Annotated in this window: 14 protein-coding genes; 5 read left to right on the plus strand and 9 right to left on the minus strand. The window is 70.9% G+C overall.

The annotated features are described in order from the left end of the window. Nucleotides 1-5 precede the first annotated feature (5 nt). Genes OG430_RS29975 through OG430_RS29995 form a run of 5 tightly spaced genes read right to left on the minus strand, consistent with a single transcriptional unit; the run spans nt 6 to nt 4,356 of the window. Nucleotides 6-980, minus strand: a complete 975-nt coding sequence (locus OG430_RS29975; RefSeq protein WP_327355737.1) for a glycine betaine ABC transporter substrate-binding protein — start codon at nt 978-980, stop codon at nt 6-8. Further along, complete coding sequence (locus OG430_RS29980; RefSeq protein WP_442816575.1) at nt 977-1,852, minus strand: ABC transporter permease; 876 nt, start codon at nt 1,850-1,852, stop codon at nt 977-979. Before OG430_RS29980 ends, OG430_RS29975 begins: the two co-directional genes overlap by 4 nt. Then, nucleotides 1,849-3,156 (minus strand): betaine/proline/choline family ABC transporter ATP-binding protein, encoded by a 1,308-nt coding sequence (locus OG430_RS29985; protein ID WP_442816576.1) that lies wholly within the window; start codon nt 3,154-3,156, stop codon nt 1,849-1,851. The genes OG430_RS29980 and OG430_RS29985 overlap by 4 nt, the downstream gene beginning before the upstream one ends. After that, nucleotides 3,149-3,796, minus strand: coding sequence for an ABC transporter permease (locus OG430_RS29990; protein ID WP_327355739.1), 648 nt, complete (start codon nt 3,794-3,796; stop codon nt 3,149-3,151). Before OG430_RS29990 ends, OG430_RS29985 begins: the two co-directional genes overlap by 8 nt. Nucleotides 3,797-3,843: 47 nt before the next feature. Continuing rightward, entirely contained in the window at nt 3,844-4,356 is a 513-nt protein-coding gene (locus OG430_RS29995) for an Lrp/AsnC family transcriptional regulator (protein ID WP_327359277.1), read from the minus strand. A 128-nt stretch (nt 4,357-4,484) separates the two neighbouring features. Here OG430_RS29995 and hppD point away from each other — a divergent pair, with 128 nt between their 5' ends. Then, nucleotides 4,485-5,630 (plus strand): 4-hydroxyphenylpyruvate dioxygenase, encoded by a 1,146-nt coding sequence (hppD, locus tag OG430_RS30000; protein WP_327355741.1) that lies wholly within the window; start codon nt 4,485-4,487, stop codon nt 5,628-5,630. A 127-nt stretch (nt 5,631-5,757) separates the two neighbouring features. Beyond that, on the plus strand, nt 5,758-7,203 hold the full coding sequence (locus OG430_RS30005; protein WP_327355742.1) for a DUF4331 domain-containing protein: 1,446 nt from the start codon (nt 5,758-5,760) through the stop codon (nt 7,201-7,203). A gap of 29 nt (nt 7,204-7,232) precedes the next feature. On the opposite strand, the gene OG430_RS30010 is transcribed toward OG430_RS30005, so the two are convergent. Then, nucleotides 7,233-8,762: a HoxN/HupN/NixA family nickel/cobalt transporter gene (locus OG430_RS30010; RefSeq protein ID WP_327355743.1), complete on the minus strand. Its 1,530-nt coding sequence runs from the start codon at nt 8,760-8,762 to the stop codon at nt 7,233-7,235. Nucleotides 8,763-8,797: 35 nt separating this feature from the next. After that, nucleotides 8,798-10,219: a tetratricopeptide repeat protein gene (locus OG430_RS30015; RefSeq protein ID WP_327355744.1), complete on the minus strand. Its 1,422-nt coding sequence runs from the start codon at nt 10,217-10,219 to the stop codon at nt 8,798-8,800. A gap of 109 nt (nt 10,220-10,328) precedes the next feature. Between OG430_RS30015 and OG430_RS30020 the strand changes: the two genes are divergently transcribed. From OG430_RS30020 to nthA, 3 genes are read left to right on the plus strand one after another with little or no spacing between them, the layout of a single operon-like run. Beyond that, nucleotides 10,329-10,610: a hypothetical protein gene (locus OG430_RS30020; protein ID WP_327355745.1), complete on the plus strand. Its 282-nt coding sequence runs from the start codon at nt 10,329-10,331 to the stop codon at nt 10,608-10,610. Further along, complete coding sequence (locus OG430_RS30025; RefSeq protein ID WP_327355746.1) at nt 10,603-10,914, plus strand: SH3-like domain-containing protein; 312 nt, start codon at nt 10,603-10,605, stop codon at nt 10,912-10,914. Before OG430_RS30020 ends, OG430_RS30025 begins: the two co-directional genes overlap by 8 nt. After that, nucleotides 10,911-11,498 carry a nitrile hydratase subunit alpha gene (gene nthA, locus OG430_RS30030; protein ID WP_327355747.1) on the plus strand — a complete coding sequence of 196 codons (588 nt, stop codon included), beginning with the start codon at nt 10,911-10,913 and terminating at the stop codon, nt 11,496-11,498. Before OG430_RS30025 ends, nthA begins: the two co-directional genes overlap by 4 nt. Before the next feature lie 72 nt (nt 11,499-11,570). On the opposite strand, the gene OG430_RS30035 is transcribed toward nthA, so the two are convergent. Both OG430_RS30035 and OG430_RS30040 read right to left on the minus strand, forming a co-directional pair. Continuing rightward, on the minus strand, nt 11,571-12,335 hold the full coding sequence (locus OG430_RS30035) for a hypothetical protein (RefSeq protein WP_327355748.1): 765 nt from the start codon (nt 12,333-12,335) through the stop codon (nt 11,571-11,573). 27 nt (nt 12,336-12,362) lie between these two features. Beyond that, nucleotides 12,363-14,381, minus strand: coding sequence for a tetratricopeptide repeat protein (locus tag OG430_RS30040; protein ID WP_327355749.1), 2,019 nt, complete (start codon nt 14,379-14,381; stop codon nt 12,363-12,365). Between the last annotated feature and the right edge of the window lie 15 nt (nt 14,382-14,396).

Below are 14,396 nucleotides of genomic sequence, written 5' to 3' on the forward strand. Positions count from 1 at the left end.
CCCTTCTAGCCCTTCTTGACGAACCCTTCCTGCACCAGCCAGTCCAGCGCCACCTCGTGCGGGTCCTGCCCGTCCACGTCGACCTTCGAGTTCAGCTCCTGCGCCGTCGCGTTGTCGAGCTTGGCCGTGATGGGGTCCAGGACGTCCGCGATGGCCGGGTACTTCTTGAAGGTGTCGCTGTTGAGCATGGGCGCGGCGTTGTAGTTGGGGAAGAAGTGCTTGTCGTCCTCCGTCAGCACCAGATCCATCGCCTTGATCCGGCCGTCGGTCGTGAACACCATGCCGTAGGTGCAGGAGTTGCCCTCCGACACCTGGGTGTAGACGATCCCGGAGTCCATGGCCTTGATGTGGGACGGCGGGATGTTCATGCCGTAGGCCTTCTGCATCCCGGGCAGTCCGTCGTTGCGCGAGGCGAACTCCTGGTTGACGCAGAGCGTGACGGCCTTCGGATCCGACTTCGACAGGGCCGCCACTTCGGAGAGCGTCTTCGTCTTGTACTTCGCCGCGTTGGCCTGGTTCATGGCCAGCGAGTAGGTGTTGTTGAGCTTGGCGGGCGGCAGCCAGGTGATGCCGTTCTTCAGGTCCGCGTCGTGCAGCGCCTGCCATTGCTTCTGCGGGTTGTCGATGGGTTCGGTGTTGCCGAGGAAGGTGATCCAGGCGGTGCCCGTGTACTCGTACATGCCGTCCGCGTCCCCGCTCTTGACGGCCTCGCGCGCGCCGATCGAGCCCTGGATGCCGGTCCGGTCGAGGACGTCCGCGCCGGCCGCCTTGAACGCGATGCCCATGATCTGGCCGAGGATCAGCTGCTCCGTGAACTCCTTGGAGGTCACGGTGAGATCGGCCCCCTTCAGGGGCTCGCCCCTGCCGATCGAGCCGGGTGTGACATCGGCGACCAGGGTGGACCCGCTGTGCAGTCCGCAAGCGCTCAGCAGGGCCAGCGCACCGGTGGTCGCCGCGATCAATCGGAACGTATGCCTCATGACCGCACCTCGAGACCTCGTGGCCGCAGCAACAGCTCGGCCAGCGTGGCGAGCCAGTCCACCAGGAGCGCGAGCGCCACGGTCAGGATCGAGCCGAGGACCAGGACGGGCATGCGCTGGGTGGTGATCCCGGTGGTGATCAGATCGCCGAGCCCGCCGCCACCGCCGAAGGTGGCGAGGGTCGCCGTGCCGACGTTCAGGACGAGTGCGGTACGCACCCCCGCGAGGATCAGCGGTACGGCGAGCGGCAGTTCGACCTTGCTCAGCACTCCGAGCGGCGACATCCCGATGCCGCGTGCCGCCTCCAGGAGGGTCGGGTCGTTGGCCTTGAGCCCCGCGATGGTGTTGGAGAGGACCGGCAGCACCGCGTAGATCACCATGCCGAACAGCGCGGCCCGCTTGCCGATGCCCAGCCAGATCACCAGGAGCGCGAGCAGACCGATCGCGGGTGTCGCCTGCCCGATGTTGGCCAGGGCCATCGCGAACGGGGCGGCCGGGCGCAGCCGCTTGCGGGTGAGCAGGATGCCCAGCGGGATCGCGATGATCAGCACGAAGAACGTGGAGATCACGGTGAGTTCGATGTGTTCCTTGAGCCGGACCCAGACGCTGCCGTCGGCGAGCGCGTTGGTGGCGATCGAGTCCAGACTGGCGTTGCGGAACCACAGCCAGGTGATCAGGAGGACGATCGCCAGGGTCGCCGGCAGGAAGGTCAGCTTCTGCCAGGTGATCCGGGGCGGGTCCTTCACGGCCTGCTCCGCGGGCGGTGCCTCCAGTTCGGCCTCGCCGATGTCGCGGAAGGTGTGCCCCTTGAGCTCGTGCTCGCCCTCGGGGCGCCCGGGCGGGGGAGCGGGGGGCCTGCGCGAGGTGTTCACGCCTTCTCCTCCCCGGGCGCCGCGGAGCCGAAGTCGCCCTCCTGCTCGCGATGGGTCTGCTCGGCGCGCTGCTCCTCCAGGGCGTGCTGGTGCTCCATGGCCTCCAGGCGGTCGGATTCCAGGAGTTCCTGCACGGAGTTCATCAGCGTCTCCATGTCGACGACGCCCTCGAACTCGCCGCGCCGCCCGGTCACCGCGACCCGGCCCGCGCTCTCGGTGAGCACGGCTTCGAGCGCGTCGCGCAGGGTCGCATCACGGGTCACCGTGTCGTGCACCAGCGTGCCCGCGCGGGCCAGTGAACCCCTGGCGCGCATCAAGTCACCGCGCCTGAGCCACTTGTAGGGGCGGCCGCGCTTGTCCAGGAGCAGGATCTCGTTGGTGTTGCCCGAGCGGAGCTTGTTGAAGATGTCCTGCAGCGGGTCGTCGACGGTGACCGTCGGGTACTCGCGGATCTCCACATCCCGTACGCGGGTGAGATTGAGCCGCTTCAAGGCGGCGCCCGCGCCCACGAATCCGGAGACGAAGTCGTCGGCGGGGTTGGTCAGGATCGCCTCGGGGGTGTCGAACTGGGCGATGTGCGAGCGCTCGCGAAGGACCGCGATGCGGTCGCCCAGCTTGATCGCCTCGTCGAAGTCATGGGTGACGAACACGATCGTCTTGTGCAGCTCGTGCTGCAGCCGGATCAGCTCGTCCTGCAGGTGGTCGCGGGTGATCGGGTCGACCGCGCCGAACGGCTCGTCCATCAGGAGCACCGGCGGGTCGGCCGCCAACGCCCTTGCCACGCCCACCCGTTGCTGCTGCCCGCCGGAGAGCTGGCGCGGATAGCGGCCCCGGAACTCGCCGGGGTCGAGACCGACCAGGTCCAGCATCTCCTCGACCCGGTCCTTGATCTTCGACTTGGACCAGCCGACCATCTTCGGCACCAGGGCGATGTTCTGGGCGACGGTCATGTGCGGGAAGAGCCCGGACGACTGGATCGCGTAGCCGACCTTGCGGCGCAGCTTCACCGGGTCCATGTCGGTGACGTCCTCGCCGCCGATCCTGATGCGGCCGCTGGTCGGCTCGATCAGCCGGTTGATCATCTTCAGCGTGGTCGACTTACCGCAGCCGGACGGGCCCACGAAGATGACGAGTTCGCCCGCCTTGATCTCCATGTTGACCTCGTCCACCGCGGGGTTCGGGCTGCCCGGGTAGCGCTTGGTCAGGTTCTCCAGCTCGATGGTCGCGCCGGTCGCGGCCGAGCCTGCCGGCTTGGGCGGCGCGGTGGTCGCGGCCGAAGCTGTGCTCGCGGACGTCTCAGACACGGATACCCCTCGGGATGGTCAGCCGTCCGATGACGACGTACGCGGCGTCGAAAAGCAGCGCCAGGACGATGATGCCGAGCGTGCCCGCGAGCACTTGGTTCAGCGCGTTCTTGCTGCCGAGCGAGCCGATGCCGCGGAAGATCGCGTTGCCGAGCCCGGGGCCCGACGCATAGGCGGCGATCGCGGCGATGCCCATCAGCATCTGCGTGGAGACCCTGATGCCGGTGAGGATCGGCGGCCAGGCGAGCGGCAGTTCCACCTTGCACAGCCGCGCCATGCGCGACATCCCGATGCCCTTCGCGGCGTCCACCAGCGACGGGTCCACACCGCGCAGCCCCACGATCGCGTTCCGCACGATGGGCAGCAGGCCGTACAGCGTCAGCGCGATCACGGTCGGCGCGACACCGAGCCCCACCACCGGGATCAGCAGACCGATCATGGCGAGCGACGGGATGGTCAGGATGGTGGAGGTGGTCAGTGTGGCCAGATTGCCCGCCCACTGGCTGCGATAGGTGAGCACGCCGATCGCGACCCCGATCAGGGTCGCCACGACCATGCACTGGAAGACCGCGCTGGCGTGCTGAAAGGCGTCGGCAAGGAGCTGCTGATGCCGGTTGCCCAGGTACTCCCAGAAGCTCACACGGATTCACCTCGCGGTCAGGATCCGGCGACCCCCGAGGACAGGGGTCAGGGGTTGTCCTCCGCGGCCTGTTCCACCAGCGGGATGATCCGCAGCGGAACGGGGTTTTCCATCACGATCGCCGTGGAGGCCCGAACGATGCCATCAAAACCGACAACTCGGTCGATCACACGTTGAAGATCGGCGTTCGACCTGGCCACCAGGCGGCAGAGCATGTCTCCGTGCCCGGTCGTGGTGTGCAGTTCGAGCACCTCCGGTACGCCGCCCAAGTGCGCCCGGACGTCCGCCCCCTGGCCCTGTTTGATCTCCAGCGTCGCGAAGGCCGTGACCGGGTAGCCGAGCGCGGCCGGATCGACGTTCGGGCCGAAACCCCGGATGACTCCATTCGACTGAAGCCGGTCAAGGCGCGCCTGCACCGTGCCCCGCGCGACCCCGAGCCGCCGGGACGCCTCCAGGACCCCGATCCGGGGCTCCTGCGCGAGCAGCACGAGGAGCCGCCCGTCGAGCGGGTCGATCCCGGGCGGCGCGGAGTGCGCTGAGGGGGACGAGGGATGGCTCATGGCGTGGCTCACACTCCCGGTGGTCATCCTGTACAGATCGTCCGGCCATACTCGCGCGTCGCTGTGCAGAATGCCCAGCAAATCCGCGAACTATTGCGCACTTTGAAGTTCGGAGGGACGCTGCCGCCATGACTGAGACCCTCCACACCACTCCAGCGACCGCCCGGCAGGCCGACCCCTTCCCGGTCAAGGGAATGGACGCGGTCGTCTTCGCCGTGGGCAACGCCAAGCAGGCCGCCCACTACTACTCGACCGCCTTCGGCATGAAGCTCGTCGCCTACTCGGGACCCGAGAACGGCAGCCGCGAGACCGCCAGTTACGTCCTGGAGAGCGGCGCCGCCCGCTTCGTCCTCACCTCCGTCATCAAGGCGTCCACGGACTGGGGCCGCTTCCTCGAGGCCCATGTCGCCGCGCACGGCGACGGCGTCATAGACCTCGCCATCGAGGTCCCGGACGCGCGCGCCGCGTACGCCTACGCCGTCGAGCACGGCGCCACCGGCCTCGAGGAGCCCTACGAGACGAAGGACGAGCACGGCATCGTCGTGCGCGCCGCCATCGCCACGTACGGCCAGACCCGCCACACCCTCGTCGAGCGCACCGGCTACGACGGCCCCTACCTGCCCGGCTTCGTGCCCGCGAAGCCGATCGTGGAGCCCCCGGCCAAGCGGACCTTCCAGGCCATCGACCACTGCGTGGGCAACGTAGAGCTCGGCAAGATGAACGAGTGGTGCGCCTTCTACAACAAGGTCATGGGCTTCACGAACATGAAGGAGTTCGTGGGCGACGACATCGCCACCGAGTACAGCGCGCTGATGTCGAAGGTCGTCGCGGACGGCACCAAGAAGGTCAAGTTCCCGATCAACGAGCCGGCGATCGCGAAGAAGAAGTCGCAGATCGACGAGTACCTCGAGTTCTACGGCGGCCCCGGCGTCCAGCACATGGCGCTCGCCACCAACGACATCGTGGCCACCGTCAAGGCCATGCGGGCCGCGGGCGTCGAGTTCCTCGACGTGCCCGACAGCTACTACGACACCCTCGGCGAGTGGGCCGGCGAGACCCGCGTACCGGTCGACATCCTGCGCGAGCAGAAGATCCTCGTCGACCGCGACGAGGACGGCTATCTGCTGCAGATCTTCACCAAGCCGGTCCAGGACCGGCCGACCGTCTTCTTCGAGATGATCGAGCGGCACGGCTCCATGGGCTTCGGCAAGGGCAACTTCAAGGCCCTCTTCGAGGCGATCGAGCGCGAGCAGGAGAAGCGCGGCAACCTGTAGCCGACCGCCATCTCGGCACATTGACACGTTCGACACGGAGAGTGCCCATTTGGCACTCTCCGTGTCGCCGTGTGTAGCGGCCCGGGTTTCAGTGGCTCTCAGGACCACACCCCCTGGGAGTACGACCATGAAGTCAACGCTGCGATTCAGGGTTCCGTACGCCCTGGCCTTCCTCACCGGCACCTCACTGCTCGCCGCCGCGACCCTGGCCGGCCCCGGCACCGGCGTCTCCGCGGCCGGCAGCCACATCGACGCGCCCGTCGCGATGCTCAACCCCGACCTCAACGGCGCGGACCTGTTCATGTTCACCAGCCCGGACGACCCGGACTCGGTGACGATCATGTCGACGTACCAGCCGGTCAACCCCCCGAAGGTGGTCGGCGTACTGCCGCCGCGGCTGTTCCGCCCCGATGCGCACTACGACCTCAACATCGACAGCAACGGCGACGCCAGGCCCGATGTCACCTACCGCTGGACCTTCCGCACCCAGAACCCGGGCCTGCTGCACGCGAAGGGCGTGGTCGACGACCTGGCCGACACCGACCGCCTGGAGCGCCAGACCTACCAGCTGGAGGAGATCCGCCCCGGCGGCACCAAGGTCCTGACGAAGAACCAGCTCTCCGCGCCGAGCCGGCTCAGCCGAGTGCTCATGCCGAACTACGAGAAGCTGCAGCGCCAGGCGACGGTCAGCCTGCCGGGCGGGATCAAGGCGTACGCGGGCCCGGCCGCCGACCCGTTCATCGTCGACATCCGGACCTTCGCGATGCTCAAGCTCGGGGTGGACCTCCCGGCCCCGGTCAACCCGCTGTCCGCGCTGGGCTCCAACGTGATCGTCACCGCCGTCCAGGTCCCGAAGAAGAGCCTCGCCCTGGGCGGCAACCCGTCGCGCAACCCGGTGATCGGCGCCTGGGCGACCGCCTCGGCCAAGACCCTGAAGATCAACAACTCCGGTGGCGGGTATGTCCAGATGTCCCGCATGGGCCACTCGTTCCTCAACGAGGCGCTCGGGCCGGACGCGTTCCTCAACCCGGGCGGGCTGCTCGTCGGCATCCCCGGCGGCGTCGCCGACCAGTTCAACGGCAGCAAGCCGCACATGGACAGCAAGTGGCGGGCCTTCGTCGACATGGTCAAGCGGCCGCTCGGCCCCAAGCTGGCCTCGCTCGGCCACCTCGCGCTCGTACCGGCGCCCAAGGATCCGCGCGAGGACCTCTGGCAGGTCTTCACCAAGGGCATCGGCAAGAAGAACGGCCCGATCCCCGGTGACCTCAACGCGCACAACCTCAACGCCGACGTCGACGCGGACAAGATCGTGCCGGGCGAGATGATCCGGCTCAACATGTCGACGCCCGTCACCAAGAGCCCCAAGAAGTACGGCTGGCTGGTGGGCGACAAGCAGGGCTATCCCAACGGCCGCCGGCTCACCGACGACGCGACCGTCGTCTTCGGCCGGCTGCTGATGGGCGAGCCGCAGGGCAAGGGCGCCCCGCTGCTCTTCGAGCCGCAGCTCGGCCCGTTCCCGCCCAAGCCGAAGGGGCACTTCCCGTACGTGGAGCTGCCCAGCGCGCTCTTCTGACGGCTGGGGCCTCGCGCCCCGCGCCCCGCTCAGCCGTGCAGCAACGGCACGGCGCTGCGCAGCGCGAGGCCCAGGCCCACCGCGACGACGAGCGCGGCGGTGACCCGGGGCATCAAGGCCCGGATCCGCCGCGCTCGCGCGCTGTTCAACCGCCCGGCCCGGTCGCCGAGCCGGGCCACGAGCAGCCCGGCGGCGGTGAGCACGGCGGCCATCCCGAGGCCGTACGCGAGGACAAGACCGACCCCGAAGGCCGTACGGTTCAGCGCCATCGCGCCGAGCAGCACCACGAGCGCCGACGGACTGGGCACGAGCCCGCCCGCGACACCCATGCCGAGGAGGGTGAACCGGCGGTAGGGGGTGGGGGGTTGGTGCACGTGATCGTGGTGGTCGTGATGATCGTGGTGGTCGGGCCCGTGCCCCTGCTCATGGCTGTGCCCGTACTCATGACTGTGCCCGTGCACATGACCGTGGCTGTGCCCATGCCCATGCCCATGCCCAGGCCCATGCCCAGGCCCATGGCTGTGCCCGTACGCCCCTTCCTTGCCCCGCAGGGCCCCGCGCAGCAGCATCACCCCCACCCCCGTCACCACGGCCCCGCCCGCCACCCCCAGCCAGCTCAGCACCCGGTCCGCGGCGAGCGAAGCCGACACCGTGATCAGCAGGCCGAGGGCGAGCACGCCCGCCGTGTGCGTGAAGGTGACCGTCGCCCCGACCACCGCCGCGTCCCGGACGCCCCCGCGCCGCCCCGCCATGCACGCCGCCATCACCGTCTTGCCGTGCCCCGGCAGCGCCGCATGCCCCGCCCCGAGCAGCAGGGCGAGGAACACCGCGGCCAGCCCGACCGGCAACGTGAGGCCGTCCCGCGCGGCGAGCGAGGCGAGCCGTCCGTCCATCGCGGTGAGCCAAGTGCCGGGACCAGCAGATGAGTTGAATCCACCCGGCAGTCCCTCGGCCGCCGACCCGCCGGCACCCGGAGCGACCCGCAGTACGGCCCGGCGCACCTCCAGCGGATCCGCGAGGAGGTCGTCCGGGTAGCGGCGCAGCTCCCCGGAGACGCTCCGGCCCGGCACATCGGAGGCGGCGAGCCGCACCCCGTCGGCCGCCCCTGCGGTGATCTCGCGCCAGCCGATCCGCCCGCGCTCCGACTCGTCGGCGAAGACCACCTCGGCCCCGCGCCCCAACTCGGCGGCCGCGCTCAGCGCACAGGTGATCCGGCTCGTCCGCAGCCCCGCCTCGCCCGGCACCACCTCCATGCGGCTGTGCGTGACCCGGAAGGACAGGGCCCGCCCCGAGGCCTCGGCCCGCACCTCGCGCGCGATCCCCGCGCACACCTCGCCGGCGTGCGCGGCGAGCTCGCCGGGCTCCGCCTGCCCGTCCCGGTCGGCGTCGACCGCCCGCGAGGCCTGCAGGGTCGGGATCTCCGCCCGGTCCACGACGGCGGTGTCCTCGACCCGGTCGGGAAACACCCGGAGCCCGTGATAGCGGTTCACGGTGAAGTTCCCCAACGGATGCGCAGCGGCGGGCAGTTCACCGATGCCGAGCAGCGCCAAGGCCGCCACGACGGCACTCCATGCCCGTACCCGTACCCGCACCCTCATGCCTCGTCCTGACCCTTGCCCTTGTCCAGCGCATCGAGGGCCTTGCGCGCCGCCGGTGCCTGCAGCGGCGAGAAGTGCGCGTTGAGCTTCAGCGCCTCGCCCAGGTGCGCCCGGGCCGCCGCCCGCATGCCGAGCGCCCGCTCGATCTCCCCCCGGTGGTACGAGAACGACGCGCCCCGCCAGCCGATCCCGGCCGCCTTCCGCGCGTACGGCAACGCCTCGGCGTCCCGGCCCGCGCGGTGCAACGCCCAGCCGAGCGCATCCGCCACCAGCACGCTCTTACGTCGCCGCCACTCGTCCTGAAGCGTCCGCACCGCCGCCTTCGGGTCCCCGTGGTCGGCCTCGAACAGGCCTAGCGTCAGGTCGTCGCTCACCCCGGCCGCGGCGAACAGCTTGACCTCCGCCCGCAGCACCTCGTACTGCTCCCGCGCCTCGGCCCCGCGTCCGAGCGACTCGTACAACTCGCCCAGGGCCAGCACGTATTCGGGCAGCGGAACCCGTCCGGTCACCTCCCGGTAGTCCCGCAGCGCCGCCTCGGTATCGCCGAGCGCCGCACGCGCCCTGGCCCGCGCGGCGAGTGCCGGATGCGAGTCCGGGTCGGCCCGCAGCGCGGCCTCGTAGCTCCGCAGCGCCCCGCGCACATCGCCGCGCTCCCAGGCCAGTTCACCGATCCGGTGCAGACAGAAGGAGGTCTCGGCGGGCGAACCTGCCACCCCCACGGCCTGCTCAAGCGCACTCTTCGCCTCGCCCGTCCGGCCGTGCATCTCCAGCTCGTAGGCGGCCCGGGTGAACGCGGGCAGCCCGGGCCGCAGATCGAGCAGCCGCTGCACGGCCGCCGTCGCGTCGTCGTACGCGCCGAGCTGGGTGTACGCGTCGATCAGCACGGGATAGACCGTCCACCGCAACGGCTCGGCGGCCCGCACCCGCTCGCCCCATTTCCTGGCCCCGGCGAAGTCGTGCCGGGCATTGGCCAGGGCGCCCATCCCCACCATGGCGGCGTAGTTCCCGCCCGCCGCGCTCCGCAGCTTCAGCGAACGACCCAGCGCCTGTTCGGACTTGGGGTAGTACGAGGGGTCGGCGGTACGCCGCGCCTGCTCCAGGTAGGCCGTGCCGAGCACCGTCCACGAGGCGTCGTCGTCCGGGTGCTCGCGCAGCGCCTTCTGCCGTTCGTCGATCAGCGCCGAGAGGTCCCCGGCCGCGGCGGGCGCGCCCGCCCCGGTCACCGTGTCGGCCCGGATCACGGGCGCCGCGGACGGCGGCACGTCGTCGGGGCCGAGTGTCAGCAGCCCGCCGGCCACCGCCGCGACCACGAGGACCGCCACCGCCACCGCCGCCTTCCGGCCGCCGAACCGCCCGGCCGACCGCCTGGTCTCTGTCTCGCAGGTCTTGGAGGTCTCGGAGGTCTCGGAGGAATCCACCCGTTCACTGTGCGGGCGTACGCCGCGTCGGCACGGCCCCGAAATGGCGTCCTGGCAGAAGATCACACCGATGGCCCCGGGTGTGGCGGACAGGCCCTAGAGTGCGGCCATGGCCCGCATCAACGACGTAGGCGGCATGCAGGGCTTCGGCCCCATCGACACCACCACCGAGGACGAGCCCTTCCACCACGACTGGGAGGCCCGCGTCTTCGCCCTGAACAGCGCCCTGATCGGGCAAGGCGTCTACAACCTCGACGAGTTCCGCGACGCGGTCGAGACGATGGCCCCGGCCGAGTACCTCGCCGCCTCGTACTACGAGCGCTGGTTCCACGCGATCCGCACCCTCCTCGAACGCAAGGGCGTCCTGGAACCCGGGGCCCTCGATGACTGACGCCGACGCGCGCTACCGCCCCGGCACCCGCGTACGCACCACGCACACCGACCCGCCCCACCACACCCGCATCCCGCGCTACGCCCGCGGCAAACAGGGCGTGATCGTCGAGCCGGAGGGCCGCCACCCCCTCGCGGACATCCGCTCGCAGGGCCGCGACGACGCACCCGTCGAGGCGGTGTACGCGGTCCGGTTCACGGCCCGCGACCTGTGGGGAGAGGGCGACCACCACGTCGTACTCGACCTGTGGGAAAGCTACTTGGAGCCGACGGAAGCCCTGGAACCGAGCGAGGAACAAGGATGAGCAGCGACCACACCGACGCCCGGATCTCCCGCCAGGTCCGCCGTCTGGAGACCCTCCTGGAGGACCGCGGCCTGGTCGCGGGCGCCGCCCTCGACGAGACCCTCGACGCGTTCCTGTCCGGCGCTTCCCCCGCCAACGGCGCCCGCATCGTCGCCAAGGCCTGGACCGACCCGGCGTACCGTCAGCGGCTCGTCGAGGACGGCACCGCCGCCGTCGCGGAGCTCGGCTACTCGGCCGGCGGCGTCCAGCCGCAGCGCCTGCGCGTCGTCGAGAACACCGCGCACGAGCACCACGTGGTCGTCTGCACGCTGTGCTCCTGCTATCCCGTACGGCTGCTCGGCCCGTCCCCCAGCTGGTACAAGAGCGAGGCCTACCGCTCACGCGTGGTGCGCGAACCCCGCGCCGTGCTGGCGGAGTTTGGTCTTGACCTGCCCGAGGACACGGCGATCACCGTGTGGGACTCCAGCTCGGAGACCCGCTACATGGTGCTGCCGCGCCGACCGGAACGTACGGAAGAACTGACCGAGGACGAACTGGCCGCCCTCGTCTCCCGCAACGCCCTGATCGGCACGGCAGCGATCTGAGAATCCGGATCCCCGGCCTCAGTTGAAGCTCGTGCCTCAGCTGAAGCTCGTGCCTCAGCTGAGGCTCACGACTCAGTTGAAGCTGATGACCGGGGGCGCGGGCTTCTGCTTGCCCATCTCGATGCTGTCCTCGTTCTGCCACATCGGCCGGTCGCTCCAGCGCACCGTGATGTGCCCGAGCACCGTCCCCTTCGCAACGACCACGCCGAGGTGCTTCTTCAGTACGTCGGCCATCTTCGCGGTGATCCGCAGCGCGACCTTCGTCGGGCCCCACGAGAACTGGCCGCCCTCGAAGTGCGGCGCGAAGAATCCGCCGGTGGTCAGCGCCTCGACGAAGCTGGCGTCGACGACCTTGAAGTTCTTGCCCAACTGCTGGTTGCCGACCCAGGGGTTGACGTAGAACCCGGCGACGACCGGCTCGATCAGCAGCGACCAGCCGTTCGCCGACCAGGTCTTGCCCGCCTTGTTCGTCAGGACGAAGCCGCCGGGGTAGGTGAACCGGGTGTCCAGCTGGATCGCGTCGTACCGGTTGCCGACCGGCAGCCACAGTCCGTCGTTCGGCGACTTGCCGGGCAGCGGCTTGAACGGGTGCAGCTGCTTGACCGTCACACCCGCCTTCGTGAGCGCCGCCTTGAACTCGGGGCTGAAGGGGATCTCGGCGTAACCGCCCGCCGCCACATAGAGGTTGAGGTCCGAGACGGTCGTTCCCGCGTGGTACGGGTCCGGCGGGGGATTGGGGTTCCCGCCGTTCGCGGCGCCCGCGGGCAGGGCCGCGGACACGGTCAGGGCCGAGGCCAGCACGGCTCCGGTCAGCAGTCGGCGTACGTGATGAAGCATGGCAACTCTCCTGGGAGGGTGGGGGGTTCAGCGCTGCTTGGTGCGCTTCGGCGCCGGCTTGTCCGCCTTGCCGGTCGTGCGGGGAGCGGTGCGGCGCGGCTCGGACTGCTGCGTCCGCCGCGGTTCGGACTGCTGGGTGCGGCGCGGGGCCGTCGAGGGCGTGCGGCGGGGGGTGCTGCCGGTGCCTTGGCCGCTGCTGGTGCCCTGACCGCTGCCGTTTCCTTGGGACTTCCGGTACGTCTCCCGGGATCCGGACTGCTTCGGCTGCCCGCTCCCGCCGCCCTGGCCGGAGCCCCGCCCCGGCTTGCCCGGACGGACCTGCTGCCCGCCGCCCGAGGAGGGCCTGCCGTACTCCGGGGCCTGCGGCGCCTGGCCGTGCATGTTCTCGGGGCCGCCCTCGGAGGGCTCGCCCAGCGCGTCCAGGGCCTCCTTGGCGAGCGGGACGAGCAGCGGGGAGAAGGCCGGGTTGAGGCGCAGCGCCTCCTGGAGGTGGCGGCGGGCCGCGCCGAACTCCTCGAGGGCACGCTCGATCTGGCCCCGGTGGTAGACGAAGAGGGCGCTGCGCGGGCCCTTCTCCATCGCCCGCTTCACGTACCCGAAGGCCCGCTTGTGGTCCCCGGCCCGGTACAGCGCCCAGCCCAGCGCGTCGGTGGCCTGACGGCTCGGGTGGCGCCGGTACTCGGCCTGGAGCCGCTGCACGGCCGCGTCGGGGTCGCCGTGGTCGGCCTCGAACATGCCGAGCACCAGCTCGTCGCTGACGCCGAGCCCGGCCTCCTTCTTGATCCGGTCGCGCAGCAGCCCGTACTGGACGCGCGCGGCCGCCTCCTGGCCGAGGGACTCCTGCAACTCGCCCAGTTCCAGGTTGTATTCGGGCAGCGGCTGCTTGGTGAGGGCCGCCTGATAGCTGAGCATCGCCTCCCGGTGCCGGCCGAGCGCCGCCTGCGCCCGGGCCCGGCCCGCGAGCGAGGGGTGGTGGTCGGGGTCGGTGCGCAGCGCCTCGTCGAAGTAGCGCAGGGCCTCCGCCGCCTCGCCCCGCTCCCAGGACAGCTCGCCGATGCGATGGAGGTACGCGGCGCGCTCGGCCGGGGTCTCCGCGAGCGCGGCCGCGTCCGAGATCGCCGCCGCCGCGTCCTCGCGCCAGCCGCGGTCCCGGAAGACCTGGGAGGCGCGGGCCATCACGGCGGAGCCGGACCGCAGTTCCTGCAGCTTCTCCAGGGCCTTGCCCACGGATTTGTGGTCGCCGAGGCGCCCGTAGGTGTCGATCAGGTCCGGGTAGAGCGTCCACCGCTGGGGCGCCTGCATGACGGCGAGCTCGCCCCACTTCTTGGCCGCCCGGTAGTCGTGCCGGGCATGCGCGAGGGCGGCCATCCCGGACAGCGCCTCGATGTTGCCCTGGTCGCCCGGCTTGGCGGCGAGGGACTTATTGAGCGCCTCCTCGGCCCGCGGGTAGTAGCTGTAGTCGGCGACCCGGCGCCCGTGGTCGACGTAGGCGGCCCCGAGCACCGCCCACGACTCCTCGTCACCGGGGTGCTGCGCCAGGTGCGCCTCGCGGTCGCGGATCAGCGCGCCCAGATCCCGCAGCGAGGCGGGCGCGCCGGCACCGGCCGCGGCCCTCGCCCGGCCGACGGGGCCGAGCGCGGGCGGGGTCCCGCTGCCCTGCAGGGCGGGCACGATCATCAGGACGCCGGCCAGCGCGGTCGAGGCCGCGACCGTGACGACCAGGGCCCGCTTGACCTTGGGGGAGAGGCCGCGCCGCGGGGCCGGGGGAGTGGGCCCCGCGGCATCGGCGGCCGGAGCCGAGGGCCCGTCCGGCAGCACGGCGGCGGGCTCCGGCGTCGATGTAGGCAGCGGCACGGGCGTGGCCTCGGCCCAGTGCGCGGGCCTCGGCGCGGGCGCGGGCGGGGCCTCGGCGTCCGGCACCGGCCAGCGCGGCGGCGGGTCGCCGAACGGCCCGGACCAGGACTGGGTCGCGGCAGGAGGCGGCGGTTCGGACGGCGGGGTCTCAGGCTGCCGGCCCTGCGGCCGCGGTTCCGGTTCGATCTCCATGGCGCACACTGTGCG

Source organism: Streptomyces sp. NBC_01304, from assembly GCF_035975855.1.
Classification (GTDB): domain Bacteria; phylum Actinomycetota; class Actinomycetes; order Streptomycetales; family Streptomycetaceae; genus Streptomyces.